Annotated in this window: 15 protein-coding genes; 8 read left to right on the top strand and 7 right to left on the bottom strand. The window is 73.4% G+C overall.

The window, feature by feature from the left end; translation table 11 throughout:
- Nucleotides 1-390: 390 nt before the first annotated feature.
- On the bottom strand, nucleotides 391-1,074 hold the full coding sequence (locus AB0O36_RS31870; RefSeq protein ID WP_365116189.1) for an XRE family transcriptional regulator: 684 nt from the start codon (nucleotides 1,072-1,074) through the stop codon (nucleotides 391-393).
- 743 nt (nucleotides 1,075-1,817) lie between these two features.
- Nucleotides 1,818-3,020 carry an acetyl-CoA acetyltransferase gene (locus tag AB0O36_RS31865; protein ID WP_365116186.1) on the bottom strand — a complete coding sequence of 401 codons (1,203 nt, stop codon included), beginning with the start codon at nucleotides 3,018-3,020 and terminating at the stop codon, nucleotides 1,818-1,820.
- A gap of 175 nt (nucleotides 3,021-3,195) precedes the next feature.
- Here AB0O36_RS31865 and AB0O36_RS31860 point away from each other — a divergent pair, with 175 nt between their 5' ends.
- On the top strand, nucleotides 3,196-4,542 hold the full coding sequence (locus tag AB0O36_RS31860; RefSeq protein ID WP_365116183.1) for an acyl-CoA dehydrogenase family protein: 1,347 nt from the start codon (nucleotides 3,196-3,198) through the stop codon (nucleotides 4,540-4,542).
- On the top strand, nucleotides 4,539-5,051 hold the full coding sequence (locus AB0O36_RS31855) for a nitroreductase family deazaflavin-dependent oxidoreductase (RefSeq protein ID WP_365116180.1): 513 nt from the start codon (nucleotides 4,539-4,541) through the stop codon (nucleotides 5,049-5,051). Before AB0O36_RS31860 ends, AB0O36_RS31855 begins: the two co-directional genes overlap by 4 nt.
- Nucleotides 5,052-5,184: 133 nt before the next feature.
- Here the strand turns inward: AB0O36_RS31855 and AB0O36_RS31850 are convergent, their stop codons facing one another.
- Entirely contained in the window at nucleotides 5,185-5,832 is a 648-nt protein-coding gene (locus AB0O36_RS31850; RefSeq protein WP_365116177.1) for a TetR family transcriptional regulator, read from the bottom strand.
- A 327-nt stretch (nucleotides 5,833-6,159) separates the two neighbouring features.
- Here AB0O36_RS31850 and AB0O36_RS31845 point away from each other — a divergent pair, with 327 nt between their 5' ends.
- The 4 genes from AB0O36_RS31845 to AB0O36_RS31830 all read left to right on the top strand — a co-directional run bounded on the left by AB0O36_RS31845 (nucleotide 6,160) and on the right by AB0O36_RS31830 (nucleotide 11,288).
- The gene (locus tag AB0O36_RS31845) at nucleotides 6,160-7,062 is read left to right on the top strand and encodes a VOC family protein (protein WP_365116175.1); all 903 of its coding nucleotides are present in this window, start codon (nucleotides 6,160-6,162) and stop codon (nucleotides 7,060-7,062) included.
- 55 nt (nucleotides 7,063-7,117) lie between these two features.
- Complete coding sequence (locus AB0O36_RS31840; protein WP_365116172.1) at nucleotides 7,118-9,625, top strand: PQQ-binding-like beta-propeller repeat protein; 2,508 nt, start codon at nucleotides 7,118-7,120, stop codon at nucleotides 9,623-9,625.
- A 303-nt stretch (nucleotides 9,626-9,928) separates the two neighbouring features.
- A complete protein-coding gene (locus AB0O36_RS31835; protein WP_365116170.1) occupies nucleotides 9,929-10,429 on the top strand; it encodes a peptidylprolyl isomerase in 501 nt (166 codons plus the stop codon).
- Between the two features lie 394 nt (nucleotides 10,430-10,823).
- On the top strand, nucleotides 10,824-11,288 hold the full coding sequence (locus tag AB0O36_RS31830) for a hypothetical protein (protein ID WP_365116167.1): 465 nt from the start codon (nucleotides 10,824-10,826) through the stop codon (nucleotides 11,286-11,288).
- A gap of 45 nt (nucleotides 11,289-11,333) precedes the next feature.
- On the opposite strand, the gene AB0O36_RS31825 is transcribed toward AB0O36_RS31830, so the two are convergent.
- From AB0O36_RS31825 to AB0O36_RS31815, 3 genes are read right to left on the bottom strand one after another with little or no spacing between them, the layout of a single operon-like run.
- A complete protein-coding gene (locus AB0O36_RS31825; RefSeq protein ID WP_365116165.1) occupies nucleotides 11,334-12,125 on the bottom strand; it encodes an enoyl-CoA hydratase/isomerase family protein in 792 nt (263 codons plus the stop codon).
- Nucleotides 12,122-12,577, bottom strand: coding sequence for an OB-fold domain-containing protein (locus AB0O36_RS31820; protein ID WP_365116163.1), 456 nt, complete (start codon nucleotides 12,575-12,577; stop codon nucleotides 12,122-12,124). The genes AB0O36_RS31825 and AB0O36_RS31820 overlap by 4 nt, the downstream gene beginning before the upstream one ends.
- Before the next feature lie 16 nt (nucleotides 12,578-12,593).
- Complete coding sequence (locus AB0O36_RS31815) at nucleotides 12,594-13,745, bottom strand: lipid-transfer protein (RefSeq protein WP_365116161.1); 1,152 nt, start codon at nucleotides 13,743-13,745, stop codon at nucleotides 12,594-12,596.
- Between the two features lie 152 nt (nucleotides 13,746-13,897).
- Here AB0O36_RS31815 and AB0O36_RS31810 point away from each other — a divergent pair, with 152 nt between their 5' ends.
- Both AB0O36_RS31810 and AB0O36_RS31805 read left to right on the top strand, forming a co-directional pair.
- On the top strand, nucleotides 13,898-15,520 hold the full coding sequence (locus tag AB0O36_RS31810; protein ID WP_365116159.1) for a FadD3 family acyl-CoA ligase: 1,623 nt from the start codon (nucleotides 13,898-13,900) through the stop codon (nucleotides 15,518-15,520).
- 143 nt (nucleotides 15,521-15,663) lie between these two features.
- Nucleotides 15,664-17,565, top strand: coding sequence for a sialidase family protein (locus AB0O36_RS31805; protein ID WP_365116157.1), 1,902 nt, complete (start codon nucleotides 15,664-15,666; stop codon nucleotides 17,563-17,565).
- Here AB0O36_RS31805 and AB0O36_RS31800 read toward each other — a convergent pair.
- On the bottom strand, nucleotides 17,549-18,343 hold the full coding sequence (locus AB0O36_RS31800) for a class I SAM-dependent methyltransferase (protein ID WP_365116155.1): 795 nt from the start codon (nucleotides 18,341-18,343) through the stop codon (nucleotides 17,549-17,551). The genes AB0O36_RS31805 and AB0O36_RS31800 overlap by 17 nt on opposite strands.
- Between the last annotated feature and the right edge of the window lie 103 nt (nucleotides 18,344-18,446).

Raw genomic sequence — 18,446 nt, 5'->3', positions numbered from 1 at the left:
AAGCCGATGGCCCGTTGGGCCACCCTTGACAGGCCTGCCGGCCCCGCAACGACAAGGACTGTCGGGCCGCCCCCGGGGGATGGCACGGGGGGACCGAGGCGCCATCGACTCTGGCTTCGGCGGGCACGGGCAGCGGCTGTCGCTCGGCCGGCCGCCCTCCGGGCGGAAGCAGAAGTGCAGTCGACGGGATGACTGCACGAAAGGGCGTCCAGGGCGCCCCAAATCGCTACGTGGTCCTGTTTCTCAGCGGATCCGGGCCGTCAGGGGCCGAACATAGGCCGCCATCGATCGCTACGTGCGCATTCCGAGCATGGCGGCCGACAGGCCGTCCGTGCCTGAGCCGATCGGATCATGGACGACGTCGGCGAGCATGCTTTCGGCAACGTGTGATCACGCCGGCGGCTGGCTGTACCTCTCCAGCGTCGCCTTGTTCGTTGACCGGTCCACCAGCCGGAGTTCCCAGGGACCGGTGTTCACGTCGAAGTCCTTGCCGAAACCCACCCACTTTCCGGTCATGCGCCGTCCGGTCGGCTCGACCAGGAGTTGGATGGCTCCGTGGTAGCGGGCCCCGTTGTAGTAGCCATCTGACGCAGTCTGCTCGACCCACGTGCCCGTGACTACGTTGCGGTCAACGGTCAGGTCCAGCGTGAGCGGGCTGTCCGGGTTGCTGCTCGCACCGGGCAGGCTCTGAACTGTCAGCCGATTCCCGTGCTGGACGATCACTACGTGGTGCTTGCCTTCGTACGAATCGCCCCTGCTCGACGAGAAGAACTCGTAGCGGCTGAGCCACACCCCCGAAAACGTCTCCTCGCCCCCCTGTGCAGCGGGCTGCCCACCCACCGCAGCAGACACCACACCGGTTGCACCGGTCTCCATGTCATGTCCTCCCTTCCCGTCTGCGTGGACCCGTGCCATCGGCACGGGCAGGGTGAACCCCAGTGCCTCGACCGGACGGCCGGTGACCCGTTCCAAAGCCCTGGCGTAGACGCCCCGAGGGGTCTTGCTCGTGCCGGACTCCCAGCGCTGGATCAGCCGCTTGGAGGCCTCGTTGCCATCTGCATGCAGCAGACCCACCGGCCCGTCGGCTGCCGAGGCAGCCCGAACCGTGTAGCGATCGATGGCGGCTTATGTTCGGCCACGGGCGGGTCGGATCCGCTGAGAGGCAGGAGCATGTAGCGATCTGACGCGCCCTGGGCGCGCTGGCGTGCAGTGATCCCGTCGACCGGGATTCGGCTTCCCGCCCGGAGGGCGGCCGGCCGAGCGGAGCCGCTGCCCGTGCCCGCCGAAGCCGATGACGACTGGCCTCGGGTCCCCCGTGCCGTCCCCCGGGGGCGGCCCGACAGTCCTTGTCGTTGCGGGGCCGGCTGTCCTGTCAAGGGTGGCCCAACGGGCCATCGCCCTCCGGGCGACGCGACGAAGGAGCGCCCTTGACAGGGCTGACGGACCCGTAATGACACTGGGACTGACGGGCCACCCCCGGGCACCACCCCGATACCGCCCAGGCGAAGCACCGGTGCACACCCGGTCCCGCCCGCCGATCCGGTCCCGACCGATCGGAGTCCGGTTGCTGCCCCGGTCCCGGCCGCCGCCCCGTCCCGTCCGGGCGGAGTCCGGCTGGTGGCCCGGCCCCGCCCGGCTGCGTCGGTCGGGCCCGGCGGCACGGTGCCGGGAGGGCGGGTGGGCAACCCCCGACCGGGCCCGGTGGGGCTCGGGGGGTGGAGTGGGCCACAGGAGGCGGCGTAGGACCGCCCCCCGGCCGACCCTCGCCCCCCATCACCCCGCCCCGGTCACCCCCGTCCCCCTCACCCCCGCCTCCCTCACCCCCGCCCCAGGACCACCGTTCCCGAGGAGCAGAACCAGCCGCCCGTGCCCGAGGCGACCGCCAGTTCCGGGAGGGTGCCGTTGCGTTTGCGGACCTGGCCGGGGCCGGCCTCGCCGCGGAGTTGGCGGACGGCCTCCACCAGCAGGAACAGGCCGCGCATGCCCGGGTGGCAGGCCGACAGGCCGCCGCCGTCGGTGTTGACCGGGAGGGCGCCGTCGCGGAGCAGACGGCCCTTCTCGACGAAGGCGCCGCCTTCGCCCTTCGCGCAGAAGCCGAGGTCCTCCAGGGTGACCAGGGTCATGTACGTGAAGGCGTCGTAGATCTCCGCGAGGTCCACGTCCGAGGGGCGTACGCCCGCGCGTTCGAAGGCCAGGCGGCCCGAGACGGCGGCCGGGGAGACCGTGAAGTCCTCCCACTCCGACATGGTGGTGTGGGACACCGAGGTGCCGGTGCCCAGGATCCACACGGGGGTCTTGGCGGTGTCCGGGACGTACTCCTCGGCCGCCAGGAGCACCGCGCAGCCGCCGTCCGATCGGATGCAGCAGTGCAGCTTGGTGAACGGGTCCGCGATCATCTCGCCGGACAGGACCTCGTCGACCGTGATCGGGTCGCGGAACATGGCGTCCGGGTTGGTCGCGGCGTTCGCGCGGGCCTGGACGGCGACCTCGGCGAGCTGTTCGAGGGTGGTGCCGTACTCGTGCATGTGTCGGCGGGCGGCCATGGCGTACTTGGAGATCAGCGTGTGCCCGTACGGGACCTCGAACTGCAGCGGTCCGCGCGCGCCGAAGGACAGGTTGGACGTGCGCCGGCGGGCCTTGATGTCGGCGCGCGCCGTGGAGCCGTAGACCAGCAGCACCGCGTTCACCGAGCCCGCCGCGATGGCGTCCGCGGCGTGCGCGGCCATGACCTCCCAGGTCGAGCCGCCGACCGAGGTGGAGTCCACCCAGGTGGGCCGCAGGCCGAGGTACTCGGCGACCTCGACCGGCGCCAGCGTGCCCAGTCCGGCCGAGGCGAAGCCGTCGATCACGGAGCGGTCCAGGCCCGAGTCGGCGAGGGCGCGCCGCGCCGCCTGGGCGTGCAGGGCGTACGGAGTGGGGCCGTCCACCCGTCCGCAGTCCGAGAGCGCGACACCGACCACGGCCACTTTGCGGCGCTCTTTGGTGTTGACGTTGAAGTTGACCACGTTGCCTCCCGCCATGAATCTGACGGTACATCAGAAACCGTGGGGTCGGCAGGTGTGGGCCGCCGGTGGCCGTCGTGCGGGCGGTTGGCCGCTGCCGTGCGGCGGTCGGATCTCCCCGGCCGCCGCTCTGGGCATCTCCCGCCCCCCGCTCTAACATGACGCACCGTCAGATACGGGGAGGAGCCCGCCGATGGACGCCGCCTTCACCGCGGAGCAGGACGAGATGCGCCGCACCCTGCGCGAGATCCTGGGCAAACGCTGCGGTCCGGACGAGGTCAAGGCCGCCGTACGGACCGACGCCGGCTACGACCGCGAGCTGTGGCAGCAGCTCGGCCGGCAGCTGGGACTGCCGGGGATCGCGGTCCCGGAGGAGTACGGGGGCGTCGGCTGCGCCCCCGCCGACCTGGTCCTGGCCTGCGAGGAGACCGGCCGGGTGCTGCTGCCCTCGCCCCTGCTCGGCACCGCCGTGCTGGGCGCTCCGCTGATCGCCGCGCTCGGCACCGCCGCCCAGCGGTCCGAGCTGCTCCCGCCGCTCGCGAGCGGCGGCCTCACCGCCGCCCTGGTGGTGCCGGGCAGCGCGCTCGCCACCGCCCTCGCGCTGACCGGCGAAGAGGGTGCGGGGGAGTGGTCCGGTGGAGGCCGGGCCGGCGGGGTGCAGGCCCGGCGGGACGGGACGGGGAGCTGGCGGCTGTACGGCGAGGCCGCCCAGGTGCTGGACGGGCACAGTGCGGGACTGCTGCTGGTCGCGGCGCACACCGGCGGGTTCGCGCGCAGCCGCACCCTGCTGTTCCTCGTACGGCAGGACGCGCCCGGCCTGGTACGGGCCCGGCAGACCGTCCTGGACGAGACCCGGCCGCAGGCGCGCGTCCAGCTGAGGGACGTACCGGCCGAGCTGCTGGGGGTGCACGAGGAGGACGGGGCGGACGTCCGGGGCGCGCTCGCCGCGGCCGGCCGTACCGCCGCCGCGGTGCTCGCCGCCGAGGCGGTCGGGGCGGCCGACCACGTGCTGACCCGGACCGTGGAGTACGTACGGGAGCGGGAGCAGTTCGGCCGGCCCGTCGGCTCCTTCCAGGCGGTCAAACACCGGCTCGCCGACCTGTACGTACAGGTCCAGGGGGCCCGCTCGGCGGCCTATTACGCGGCCTGGGACCCGGAGCAGGGCGGGCTGGCGCTCGCGCAGGCCCTGGAGGCGCTGCGGATCACCGCGGGCGAGGCCATCCAGCTGCACGGGGGCATCGGCTTCACCTGGGAGCACGACGCGCACCTGTACTTCAAGCGCGCGGCCGCCGACGAGCTGCTGTTCGGGCCGGTGCACCGGCTGCGCGCCCACGCGGCCCAGAACGCGGGGCTGTTCACCGCGGGGGGAGCCGCGGGAGGGGGAGCGGGTGCGGGTGTAGGCGCGGGTGCGAGTGCCGGTGCGGTCGGGGTCGCGGCCGGCGGCGCCGGCTCCGCCGCCGTGACCGTAACCGCCGCCGGGGCCGGGACCGCGACCACGACCGCCGCCGCGTCGGCAGAGGAGAAGGTGGTCGTGCGATGACCCCTGGGCTCAAGCTCATGCAGAAGGTGTCCTCGACGAAGCTGTTCGCGAGGATCGCGCCGCACTTCGTGCCGGCCATGGACAAGGCGGTGCACCGGCTGACCCGCGGCAAGGTCATGCTCAGCGCGCAGATGCTGCCCGGCGTGATCCTCACCGCCAGGGGCGCGAAGAGCGGTGAGCCGCGCACCACGCCGCTGGCGTGCATGCCGGAGCCGGGCGGGGCGACCTGGCTGCTGATCGGCTCCAACTTCGGGCGGCCCGGGCATCCGGCGTGGACCGCGAACCTGCTGAAGCACCCGGACGCGCGGATCAGCTGGAAGGGGCAGGACGTCGACGTCCGGGCGCGGCTGCTGGAGGGGGAGGAGCGCGCGGCGGCGTGGCGGGCCGTGCTGCGGTTCTGGCCGCCGTACGCGACCTACCAGGCGCGGATCGAACGCGAGATCAGGCTGTTCCGGCTGGAGCGGCGCCGGACGGCCGGGGCGGGGCCGGGGGCGGCGCAGGACGCGTGACGGGGGCTGTGTGACGGTGCGGGCCGTGTGACGGTGCAGGCCGTGTGGTCCTGCAGGCCGCGTGGTCCTGCGGGGCGTACGGCGGCGCCGGCCGGGTGTGGCTACGGCGGGCGGACCCGGGCGGGTCCGCCGCCTACTTCGTCGGCTTCTTGCCCGTGATGCCCAGGTGCACGAGCAGCGCCAGGTTCGGCTTCAGCTCGGCCTGCTTGACGCCCCAGGTCTGGAAGCCCTTCTGGTGCGAGGCCACGGCCGCGAGCATGGCGACCAGCGAGCCGGAGACCGCGGCCGGGCTGACGTCCTTGTCAACCTTGCCCTTGGCCTGGAGCTCCTTTACCGATTCGGTGAGGGAGTTGGTGACCGAGTTCAGGATCTTCATGCGGATCTTGTAGAAGCGCTTGTCGCCCTCGGCCGCGCCGAGGTCGACGACGCGCAGGATCGCGTCGTTGCTCCGCCAGAACTCCAGGAAGCCGTCGACGAGTTCCTCGGCCGCCTGCCAGCCGGACTTGCCGACCCAGGAGCGGCCCTCGACCAGAGCCGTCAACTGCGCGCCCTCGCTCGCCATTTGCTCGGCGATCTCCAGGACGGCGCCCTCGACGTCCGGGAAGTACTGGTAGAAGGTCGCGGGGGAGGTCCCGGCCTTCCGGGCGACGTCGATCACCTTCACGTCGCGGTACGGCGAGGTGCTGAGCATCTCGCTGAGGCAGTCCAGCAGCTTCTGCCGCGTCGCCTGTCCGCGCCGGCCGGCAACGCGGCCGTCGACGGTGCGTACTTGTCCTGTCATGCCGTCAGCTTACCGAGGGGGGGTGGGGGCGCGATTCGGCCGCCTGCAAATGGGGTTACGGGGGGCTTGGCCTGGGATTCCGTGGTGGGGGTGCGGGGTGCGGGCGTGCCTCCGCGCGGGGTTGGGTCCGCCGCCGCGGCCGCGCCGGGGCCGGGCCGGGGCCGGGGCCGGGCCGGAGCCGAGGCCGGCGCAGGGCGAGGCGCGACTGCCCACACGGCGGTGCGGCGCCCGGAATCGCCTGAATAGTCCTATCAACAGGCTGTGGACAAAGGTTCTGGCGGATCATGGGTGGGCGCACAGCATGTCAAAACGGAAGGAAAGGCGCCCATGGCCGCATTCGCAGAGGGCACCCCCTGCTGGGTGGACGCCTCGCTTCCGGACGTCGAGGCGGGCAAGCGCTTCTACGGTGAGCTGTTCGGGTGGACCTTCACCGCCCCCTCCGCCCAGTACGGCGGCTACACCCAGGCGTACAGCCGCGGCCGCAACGTGGCCGCCCTCGCGCCCAAGCCCGACGGCCGGATGCCCACCGTCTGGGGGGTCTACCTCTACACCTCCGACGCCTACGCGGCCGCCCGGAGGATCCGCAGCGCCGGCGGCCAGCTGGTCATGGACCCCATGCCGGTCGGCCCGTACGGCACGGCCGGGATGGCCGCCGACCCGGGCGGCGCCGTCTTCGGCCTCTGGCAGCCCGGCACCCACCACGGCTTCGAGGCCAGCATGGAGCCGTACACGTACTGCTGGACCGAGGTCTACACCCGGGCCCGCGACGAGGTCGACACCTTCTACGCGCAGGTCTTCGGCTACGTCGCCCAGGACCAGCAGGACGCCGGAATCGACTACCGCACCTGGTCGCCGCCCGGCAGTGCGCCCGGACCGGACACCGCCGTGGTCGGCCGGACGCTGATCACCGAGGCGTTCCCCGAATTCATGCCGGCGCACTTCCTGGTGTACTTCGCGGTGCCCGACGTGGACGCCGCGGTGGCGACCGTGCGCCGCCTGGGCGGCCGGGTCAGCGCCGACCCCTTCGACACGCCGTACGGACGGATCGCCGTCGTCGCGGACGACCAGGGGGCGGCCTTCGCCCTGCTCTCCGAACCCGCGTCCGAAACCGCCTCCGGACCCGCACCCGGGGCCGCGTCCGAAGCCGCATCCGGGGCGGAGCCCGGCGCGGAGTCCGGATCTGCGGACGGGCCCGGCGCGGACTCGGAGCCGGGTCGGCCCGGGGCCTGACAGAATCGGGGTGCGCGGGCCCGGACCTGGGCCCGTACGGGGAGGTGTGAGGCGAGTGGTGGAGCAGCTGACGCAGCACGACCCGAGACGGATCGGCCCCTTCGAGGTGCTGGGCCGGCTCGGGGCCGGCGGCATGGGGCTGGTCTATCTCGCGCGGTCGGCATCCGGCCGCCGGGTCGCGATCAAGACGGTGCGCACCGAGCTCGCCGAGGACCAACTGTTCCGGGTGCGGTTCACCCGCGAGGTGGAGGCGGCCCGCGCCGTCTCCGGCTTCTACACCGCCGCCGTGGTCGACGCCGACCCGCGCGCAGCGGTGCCCTGGCTGGCCACCGCGTACGTCCCGGCGCCCTCCCTGGAGGAGATCGTCAACGAGTGCGGGCCGATGCCCGCGCAGGCCGTACGGTGGCTCGCGGCCGGCATCGCGGAGGCGCTGCAGTCCATCCACCAGGCCGGCCTGGTGCACCGCGACCTCAAGCCGTCCAACGTCCTGGTGGTCGAGGACGGCCCGCGGGTGATCGACTTCGGTATCGCCAGCGGTGTCTCCAACACCCGGCTGACCATGACCAACGTCGCCGTCGGCACCCCGGCCTACATGTCGCCCGAGCAGGCGAAGGACTCGCGCAGCGTGAAGGGCGCCAGCGACGTCTTCTCGCTCGGCTCCACCCTGGTCTTCGCGGCCACCGGGCACCCGCCCTACCACGGGGCGAACCCGGTGGAGACCGTGTTCATGCTGCTGCGCGAGGGCCCGAACCTGGAGGGCCTGCCCGACGAGCTGCGCCCGCTCATCGACTCCTGCATGCAGATGGACGCGACGCTCCGGCCCACCCCGGCCGACCTGCAGGCGCAGCTGGCCCCGCACCTCTTCTCCGCCGGCGACGACAGCGGCACCGCCTCGGCCTGGCTGCCCGGGCGCGCGGTCGCGATGATCGAGACGCGGCGTGCGGGGCAGCGGACCAGCGGCGGGGCGGGCGCGGGTGGCGCCGGCGCCGGTGGTCCCCGCGGTGGTGCGGGTGGTGGTGCCGGTGGTGCGGGTGCTCCCGGTCCCGGTCAGGGCCCCGGTCAGGGCCCCACCCACCGCAGTGAGCGCCCGGCCCCCGACGGCCGGCCCGCGCCCGGTGACCCCTGGGCGGACCCGCGCACCGGCCATGCCGCCCCGCCGCGGCCGCAGCACCCCCCGTTCACCCCGCCGCCCGGCCGGGCCCCCGCGGCCGCGTCCGTGTCCGCGGCCGTCGTCCCCGCCCCGGCTTCCGCCGAGCCGGTCCGGCTGGGCGCCTCCCCCGTGCCGATCGGCCCCGGCCCGCGCCCGGTGTCCGCCGCGCCCGGATCGGCCGACTCCGCGACCGGGTGGATCCGCCCGCCGGGCGGCGTCGCCGCCTCCGCGCCCGCGACGCCCGCTCCCGCCGTGCCCCGGCCCGGGCCGGCGCCGGACAGCGGCCGCTGGCGGCCCTGGCGGTTCCGCATGTCCAACGACGTCTGGGGGACCCCGACCGTCGCCGGCGACCTCCTCTACGTCACCTCCTTCGAGGTCCACGCCCTGGACGTGGGCAGCGGCCGCCGCCAGTTCAAGACCCGCGACGTTGCCTGGGCGATGGCGGTCGCGGAGGGCCGGATCCACGCCTCCGACGGCCCGTCGCTGTACGTGCTCGACGCCGCCGACGGCAGCGAGCGCTGGCGCCTCGCCTCCGACGCGTGGGTCTACGCGCTGCGCGCCGACCGGGGCACGGTGCTCACCGCCACGCGCGGCGGCGGCGTCCAGGCGTACGAGGCGGCGAACGGGCAGCAGCTGTGGACGCTGACCGGCGCCCAGACCGACTTCGAGACCGCCGACGCGGCACCGGTCCTGCACGACGGCTACGCGTACGTCTGGCAGGACGCCCGGCTGCGCGCGCTGGACGCCCGTACGGGCCGGGAGGCGTGGTCCTACCCGGTGGGCGACGCGGCCTCCTGCGGCAACGTGCCGGTCCGGGTCACCCCGGCGCCCGACGGCAACGTCTACGTGACGGCCGGCACCCGGGTGCTGTCCGTGGACCGGGCCTCGGGCCGGGTCCGCTGGCACTTCGAGGCCCCCGCGGCGTTCCTGGCGGCGCCCGCCTTCGCCCCGGGCCCCGCGGTCACCGGCGGCGGTGTCTACCTGGCCGACTACCTCGGCACCGTGTACGCCATCGACGCCGCGACGGGCAAGGACCGCTGGCGCATCGCCACCGAGCCGCGCCAGTCCACCGAACCGGTGGTGGTCGCCGACGGCCACGTCCACCTGGCCTCGGGCAGCGCGCTGTACACCCTGGACGCGGTGACCGGTACCCCGAAGTGGCGGTTCGCGGCGGGCGGGGAGATCACCGGTGCCCCGGTGGTCGCGGACGGCCGTGTGCACTTCGGCTCCGCCGACCACTGCCTGTACACCCTGGACGCGGCAGGCGGCCAGCTCCGCTGGAAGCTCGCCACGGGAGGCGAGATCGCCGGCTCCCCGGTGGCCCGCGCGGGCGTGGTCTACGCCTGCAGCAAGGACCGCTGCGTCTACGCCCTGGACGCGGCAAAGGGCACGGGCACGAGAACGTCGGGCTGAGGCGGGCGGGCGGGGGCGGGGCTACGGCGCTACCGCCGCGGCCCGCTCCTCCTGCCGAGCCCTGCCGGGCTCGGACGGGGGTTGCCCACCCGCCTGGCGCCCCACCCGGGCTCCGCCCGCCCCTCCCGCCATCCCCCGACACAGCCACTGCAAAGGACGGGAGGGCGTAGCCAGGGACGGGAGCCAGGGAGGGGGCCAGGGATGGGGCCCAGGATGGGAGCAGGGAGGGGCGCCAGGCGGGGTTCGGGTGGGAAACGGCCCCGCCGGGGTGCGCGCGGCACCGGGAGTGACAGGATGGGACCCATGAGCAACGAAAACGTCTACTTCGAGATCACCGCCGACGGCGAGTCGCTGGGCCGGATCGAGTTCCGCCTGTTCGACGACGTCGTGCCGCAGACCGCCCGCAACTTCCGCGAGCTGGCCACCGGCCAGAACGGCTACGGCTACAAGGGCTCCCCGTTCCACCGCGTCATCCCGAACTTCATGCTGCAGGGTGGCGACTTCACCAACGAGAACGGCACCGGCGGCAAGAGCATCTACGGCGAGAAGTTCGCCGACGAGAACTTCACCCTGAAGCACGACCGTCCGGGTCTGCTGTCGATGGCGAACGCCGGCAAGAACACCAACGGCTCGCAGTTCTTCATCACGACCATCGTCACCGACTGGCTGGACGGCAAGCACGTCGTCTTCGGTGAGGTCGTCTCGGGCATGGACGTCGTCAAGGCCGTCGAGGGCCTCGGCTCCGGCTCCGGCCGCACCGCCAAGGACATCCGCGTCTCCGACTCGGGCATCGTCCAGGCCTGATCCACCGGCCCGCAGGTCGAACGGCCCCCGCTCCCCGCAAGGGGACGGGGGCCGTCGCCGTTCCGATGGCGGCCACGGGGCGGTGGCACGCGGGACGGCCGTCGTACCGCTCACGGAAGGGGGTCGGACGGCGGCCGTCGTTCTTGGGGCCCGGATGGGGGCGGCGGGTCCGCCGCCTCTGGTCCGAACCTACGCCCGGCGCTGTGGGGGCGCATGTCGGTGCCTGCTGGTACCCTCACCCGCCGTGGTCCAGGGGGAGGAGCCGTTTGTTGTGGCCGGTCGTCGTTTTGTCAGGGGCACGGCGGTAGTCGTTGCGGTGGCGCTCGCGTTCACCGTTGGTGGGTGCGGCAGCAAGAGCAAGAGCAAGAGCAAGAAAAAGAAGAAGAGTGGTGCGGTGTCCGTGAGCGAGGGGATGGCGAGCCCGTCGCCGTCGGCCGTCGGCGATGACTTCGTCGTCTCGCTGACCTGCCCGACCACCGGCCTGCCGGTCACCACCGTGAAGATCACCTCTCGGCTCGACCGGAAGGCGGCCTACGACCTGACGGTGCGGCTCGACGACGCCTCCGGGGCGCAGATCGAGACCGGAAGCCGGGGCGGTGAGCTGGAGGCGCGCGGGACCCGGACCTTCACGATTCCCATGGCCGCGTCCGGCAGGGCGGGCGAGGTCAGGACCTGCCGGGTCGTGGACGAGGAGGGGTCGGGCAGGAGTCCCCGGCCTGCCTCGTCCACGCACGTGTCCGTGCCCAAGCCCCCGTCGAAGCCCACGTCGAAGCGGACGACGGGGTCTTCGTCCGGGTCCTCGTCCGGGTCCTCGTCCGGGTCTTCCTCCGGCTCCGGGTCCAAGACCCGCAAGCGCTGAGGGGCTGCGGGCCCGCCCCGCCCACCGGTCCCGCCCCGCCCCCGCTCAGCGCACCCGGAAGTCCGGGGACGTGCGGCGGGAGGTGAAGAGGGCGGCCTGGCGGTCCGGGGGCAGGTTGCCCAGGGCGATCAGGGCCGGGGCCTGGGCGAGGGCCTGGTGCAGTGCGGCCTGTTTGGCCGACCAGAGGGCCCGTACGGTGCCCTGGACCGCTTCCGTGGGGAAGCCGGCCAGGGTTTCCGCGGTGCGGAGGACGGACGGCAGGAGGTCGGCCGGGTCGGTCAGCTCCGAGACCAGGCCGATCTCGTACGCGCGCTGCGCGCCGACCCGTTCCGCCGTGCCCATCAGGGCCATCCTGGCCGCCTCCCCGAAGGGCATGCGCTGGGCCATGTACACCGCCTCGTACGCGCTGACCATGCCGTAGGTGGTGTGCGGGTCGAAGTAGGTGGCGGTGGTGGAGGAGACGATGAAGTCGGCCTCGCCGAGCAGGTAGAAGGCGCCGCCGCAGGCCATGCCGTTGACCGCCGCGACGACCGGCTTCCACAGGTCGTTGGACTTGGGGCCGATCGTCGCGAGCGGGTCGTCCACCGAGTAGGGGGAGCCGGGCTGCGGCACGTCCGCGTTCCGGTCGATGCCGGTGCAGAAGGCCGCCGTGCCGGCGCCGGTCAGGACGACCGCGCGGACGTCCTCGTCGAAGCGCAGCTCCCGCCAGAGCGAGACGAGTGCGTCCGCGGTCGCCAGGTCGATGGCGTTGTGGCGGCGGACCCGGTCCAGGGTGACGACGGCGACGCCGGTGTCCTTGTCCCGGTCGAGGGTCAGGGTGCCGGTGGGCAGGCTCATGATGCCGCCAGGAGCCAGCGCGGCACGGTCATCCCGTCCTGCTCGGTGAAGGTGACCTGCACCTTCGCGCCGATCTTCAGTCGGGCCGGGTCCACCGAGTCGAGGGGGGCGTCCGGGGCCGAGACCAGGTTGCCCGCCAGCCGGATGTGCGGGGCCTCGGCGAGCTCGACGAGGACGACGTTGTACGGGGCCTGCGCGGCGTACGCCGGCAGCAGGGGCGGGTGGGGGCGGACGAAGGACCAGATGCGGCCGCGGCCGCTCATCGGCTCCCAACGGGAGGAGAAGGACTGGCAGTGCGGGCAGCAGGGCCGGGGCGGGAAGCGGAGCCGCCCGCAGTCGGCGCACGCCTGGACGCGGAGCTCGCCGCGGGCGGCGTACTCCCAGAAGGGGGCGCCGTCCTCGTCGGGGACGGGCAGGAGCAGGCCCCCGGGGCCTTCGGCGGTGGTGGTCATCTGGCGGCGTTCCCTTTCAGTTCCGGAGGAGGATCGCGGAGGTGGGGACGCCCTCGCCGGCCGTCACCAGGCAGGTCGAGGCGTCCGGGACCTGGGCGGTGCCGGTGCCGCGCAGCTGTTTGACGCCCTCGTTGATCAGGTTGAAGCCGTGGACGTACGCCTCGGAGAGTCCGCCGCCGCCGGTGTTGATGGGCAGCCGGCCGCCGATCTCCAGGGCGCCGCCCTCGGTGAAGGCGGCGCCCTCGCCGCGGCCGCAGAAGCCGTAGCCCTCCAGGGAGAGCGGGATGAGCGGGGTGAACGCGTCGTAGATCTGGGCCACGTCGATGTCGGACGGGCCGAAGTCGGCCTGCTTCCACAGGTGGCGGGCGGCGGTCCAGGCGGGGCCGCTGAGCGGGTCGTCGTTCCAGTAGTTGACCATGCCGTGGTGCTGGGCGGGCAGGCCCTGGGCGACGGAGTGGACGTAGACGGGCTTCTGCCGGCAGTCGCGGGCGCGTTCGGCGGAGACGATCACGCAGGCCAGGGCTCCGTCGGTCTCCAGGCAGTTGTCGAAGAGGCAGAGGGGTTCGCTGATCCAGCGGGCGGTCATGTACATGTCGCGGGTCAGCGGGCGTTCGTACATCATCGCGGCCGGGTTCTGGTTGGCCCGGTTGCGGCAGGCCAGGGCGACGTTGAAGAGGTGGTCGCGGGTGGCGCCGTACTCGTGCATGTAGCGGCGGGCCAGCATGCCGATCTCGTCGGCCGGGCGGAGCAGTCCGAAGGGGCGGGTCCACTGGCCGGGGGTGGGCAGCTGGACGGCGGTGTTCTTCCAGGGCCGGGGGCCGGAGCCGCGCTTGCGGGACCGCCAGGCGACGCCGACGGAGGCCTGTCCGGTGGCGATGGCGGCGGCGAGGTGGCCGACGGTGGCGCAGGAGCCGCCGCCGCCGTAGCCGACCTTGGAGAAGAAGGTGACGTCCCCGGCCCCGATGGCCTTGGCGACCTCGACCTCGTCGGTCTCCTCCATGGTGTAGGAGGCGAAGGCGTCGACCTCGGACGGTGCGATCCCGGCGTCGGCGAGGGCCGCGAGGATGGCGCGGCAGGCCAGTTCCTTCTCGGTCTGCGGGAGTTGTTTCGCGAAGGCGGTCTGCCCGATCCCGACTATCGCCGTGGCGTCCTTGAGTCCTGCGGCCATCGCCCCACCTCTTCGGGTCCGGGTTCGCGTCCGGGTTCGGGTCCGGGTTCGCGTTCGAGTTCGAGCCTGCTGCACCGGTGTGCTGACAGCCGCGAAGGCTACAGCTAATCTGACGGATAGTCAGCTACTGGCGACCGTGAGGGTGGTGGGCGATGGCCGAGGACGAGCGGGGCGATCTGCGCTGGGGCAGCATCCCGGGCCTGGTCAGGGCGGCGGCGGAACGGTACGCCGGCCTGGAGGCCGTCGTCGACGGCCGGAACCGGATCTCCTACGGGGAACTCGGCGAACGCGTCGAGCGGGCCGCGGCCGCCTGCCTCGCCGCCGGCGTGGAACCCGGCGACCGGGTCGCGGTCTGGGCTCCCAACTCCCTCGACTGGATCGTCTCCGCGCTCGGCGCGGTGACCGCCGGAGCGGTCCTCGTCCCGCTCAACACCCGCTTCAAGGGCACCGAGGCCGCATACGTGCTGCGCCGCAGCGGGGCCAGGCTGCTGTTCGTCACCGGCACCTTCCTGGGCACCTCCTACGTCGCCTCCCTGCGCCGGGCCGCCGCCGAGGGCCCCGGCACCGGCCCGCTGCCCGGCCTGCCGGACCTGCGGGACGCGGTGGTCTTCGCCGAGGACGCCCCGGACGGCTTCCGCACCTGGACGGACTTCCTGGCCGACGGCGCGGACGTGCCCGGCGCGGCCGTCCGCCTCCGCGCCGACGCGATCCGCCCGGACGACCCCTCCGACATCATCTTCACCTCCGGCACCACCGGCAGCCCCAAGGGCGCGGTCATCACCCACGCGCAGACCCTCCGCTGCTACGAGGTGTGGAGCGAGCTGGCCGGGCTCCGCGAGGGCGACCGCTACCTGATCGTGAACCCCTTCTTCCACACCTTCGGCTACAAGGCGGGGATCATCGCCTGCCTGATGCGCGGCGCCGTGATGGTCCCGCAGCCGGTGTTCAACGTGGACACCGTGCTCGCCAACGTCGCCGCCGAGCGGATCTCCGTACTGCCCGGACCGCCCACCCTCCACCAGTCCGTCCTGGACCACCCCTCCCGCGACCAGCACGACCTGTCCGCGCTGCGGCTGGTGGTCACCGGTGCCGCCGTGGTCCCGCTGCAGCTCGTCGAACGGCTGCGCGCGGAACTGAAGATCGCGACGGTGCTCACGGCGTACGGGCTGTCCGAGGCCGGCGGGATCGTCACCATGTGCCGGCGGGGCGACCCGGCCGAGGTGGTCGCCGCCACCTCCGGCCGCGCCATCCCCGGCACCGAGGTACGGGTCACCGGCCCCGGGGGGCGGGCCCTGCCGCCCGGCGAGCCGGGCGAGGTGCGGGTCCGCGGCCACAACGTGATGCGCGGCTACTACGAGGACCCCGAGGAGACCGCCCGCACCATCACGCCCGAGGGCTGGTTGCGCACGGGCGACATCGGCGTCCTCGACGCGGCCGGCAACCTGCGCATCACCGACCGGATCAAGGACATGTTCATCGTCGGCGGGTTCAACGCCTATCCGGCGGAGATCGAGCAGCTCCTCGGGCTGCACCCGGACGTCGCCGACGTCGCGGTCGTCGGCGTCCCCGACCCGCGGCTCGGCGAGGTCGGCAAGGCGTACGCGGTCCGCCGCCCCGGTTCCACCCTCACCTCCGACGACCTGATCGCCTGGTCCCGGCGGGAGATGGCGAACTACAAGGTGCCGCGCGCCGTGGAGTTCGTGACCGAACTCCCGCGCAACGCGAGCGGAAAGGTCCTCAAGACCGAACTGCGGGCCCGCCGCCGGACCCCGTAGCCGGCCGCCGCCGGATTCGCGGCCCGGCCGGGGATCACCCCTGCGTCACGGCGGGCTCACCGCGCGCTCACCAACGACCCCGCCCGGGGCCCGCCCGGGGCGCCCCGGGCGGGACGGGCGCCGGTTCCGGTTAGCCTGCACGCGTGACCAGGCAAAGATCAGTCGTTCGGTTCCGCTGGGAAATACCCGTCCTCGGCGGCATCCTCGCCCTCGCCGTCCTCATCGTGGGCATCGTCGCGCTGCTGGGAAACGGCGGCGGCTCGGACGGTGCGGAGAAGAAGGGGCCGTCCGGCCCGCTGCGGCCCGAGGTGTCCACTCCCTTCCGGGCCTTCTCCGAGGGCTACGACTGTTTCCGCATCCCCACCCTGACCAGCACCCGGAACGGGAACCTCCTGGCCATCGCCGAGGCCCGTACGAAGAGCTGCTCCGACATCGGTGACATCGACCTGGTCATGAAGCGGTCCACCGACAACGGGAAGACCTGGGGCAAGCTCCAGGTGATCCGGGGCGCCGACGACTCCGGCGGCTTCGGGAACCCCGTCCCCATGGTCGACGCCGAATCCGGCCGCCTCACGCTGATCTACGCGTACAACGACTGGAGCGCAGGACCCAAGGGCGACCGGGTCCGCGCCCCCCGCGAACTGCGCATGGCCCACAGCACCGACAACGGCGCCACCTGGACCGCCGCCCTCACCCAGCTCGACCAGCTCAAGCGGGACGACTGGGCATGGGTCTCGGTGGGCCCCGGGCACGGCATCCAGCTGCAGCCCACCCGGTCCGGCAAGCCCGGCCGGATGGTCGTCACCGGCGACTACCGCACCCGCGACGAGGCCCACGGCGCGATGCTCTACTACAGCGACGACGGCGGCCTCACCTGGCAGCTCGGCGCGAGCTGGGACGCACCCCAGGGCCAGCCCGCCCCCGGCGAGCCGGCGATCACCCAGCTGCCGGACGGCCACGTCTACATCAACGCCCGCAGCCTCCAGACCTGCGGCACCAACGACCACCGGGTCTCCGCGGTGATCGACGAGGTCGCCGATCCCTCGTTCCCGGACCGCGGCTTCGAGCCGGTGTCCAACCTGCCCGCCCCGCCGGTCTCCGGCTCCCTGCTCCAACTGCCCGACGGCGGCCCGCTGCTGTTCTCCTCGCCGGCCCGGCAGGGCGGCGAGTTCTCCGACCGCTGGACCCTCGCCGTCCGCACCTCCGCCGACGGCGGCAAGACCTGGTCCGCCAAGGGCGCGGTGGTGGCCCGCGACCGGGCCGGCTACTCCGACATGACCCTGCTCCGCTCCGGGGACGTCGGCCTGCTCTACGAGACCGGGACCACCGCCTCCACCGGATCCGTGGTGTTCACCTCCTTCGCCCCGGCCGCGCTCGGCGGTGCGTCCGAGGACCTCACCCCGCGCCGCACCAGCGACAACACCCCGAACAAGAACCACGCCCTGGTGCACGGCGACCCGCAGCTGGTACCGCGCGCCGACGGCAAGGCGCTGTCCCTCAACGGGAGTTCCGACTTCCTGCGGATCGGCTGCTCGGACTCGCTGCGGGTCGCCGGCGGCGACTTCGCCGTCACGGCCTGGGTGAAGTTCAGCGGCCAGTCCGGGCGTCGTCCGCTGATCTGGGCGTCCGGGCAGAACGCCTCCGCCAAGCAGCTGGTGGTGGAGGCGGTCGACGGCCGGATCGAGGCGCGGACCAACAGCGGCGGCCGCCCGGTCCAGGTGTCCACCATGAGCCGGTTCGACGACGACCGCTGGCACCACGTGGCGTTCCAGCGCCTGGGCAGCCAGCTCCAGCTGTCCGTGGACGGCGGCTACAGCCAGACCGCCGACCTCCGGCCGGAGGACATGAACATCCAGCCGGACGACGCCTTCACCGTCTACGTCGGCACCCAGCCCGACCAGAAGGTCTTCTTCGCCGGCGCGCTGGACGACGTACGCATCACCGGGCGCGCCCTGACCAAGGAGGACCTGGGCCGCATCCGCGCGGACGAGAACGCCCAGGACCCGCAGGACCGGCTCCGGCTCCTCTTCACGGCGATCTGGTGAACGCCCGGCCCGGCGGCCATGGCCGCCGGGCCAGCAGCAGGCGCCAGTGGGGGGTCCCGTCCGGGCGGTGGCCGAAGTGGGCCAGCGGGAGGGTCTCCACGGTGAAGCCGGTCCGGAGCAGGTCCTCCCGGACCCCGCCGAAGGGGAAGGTCCGGTAGTACATCACGAAGCTCGGGCGCCAGACCGCGTTCCGGACCCGCATGACCGCGTCGAAGCCGGCCGTCATCCAGTAGTACGGCGAGGCCATCGGCAGCGGGGCGGGCACCGGGAAGGCGAAGACCCCGCCGGGCCGCAGTGCCCCGTACACGCTGCCGAAGAGCGCGGGCCGCTCGGCCGGGAGGAAGTGGCCGAAGGCCCCGAAGCTCACGGCGAGGTCGTACGAGGACCCGAGCCCGTGCGGCAGTGCCCGCGCGTCGGCCCGTACGAAGTCCACGGCGGGGCCGCCTCCGGTGCTGCGGCCGGGGCCGGCCGGGCCCGTGCCGTGGGCGCGTTCGGCCTCGGCGAGCATGCCGGCGCTGAAGTCCGCTCCGGTGACCCGGTCCCGGCACAGCCGCCGGAGCATCGGGATCGCGGCGCCCGTCCCGCAGCACACGTCCAGGCCGGCCCCGAAGCCGTCCCCGTGCCGGGCGAGGGTCTCCTCGACCGCGTCGAGCATCCGGTCGGGGGTGCGGAAGGGGGTCAGGTCGAACTTGGGGGCGAGCAGGTCATAGCCGTGCTCGGTGGACGACATGGCCTGCACGGCCAGTTCACGCAGGCTGGGGCCCTTCGGAGCGAACATGGTCCCAGCCTAGGCCGTGCCTTTCGGATCATGCCGGGCCTGCCCGGAAACACGCCTGCCCGGAAGCACGCACGCCCGGAAACACGCATGCAGGGCAGCACGC

This window comes from Streptomyces sp. NPDC089799 (assembly GCF_040684755.1).
Lineage (GTDB): Bacteria > Actinomycetota > Actinomycetes > Streptomycetales > Streptomycetaceae > Streptomyces.
This window is presented reverse-complemented; position numbering and strand designations above follow the sequence as displayed.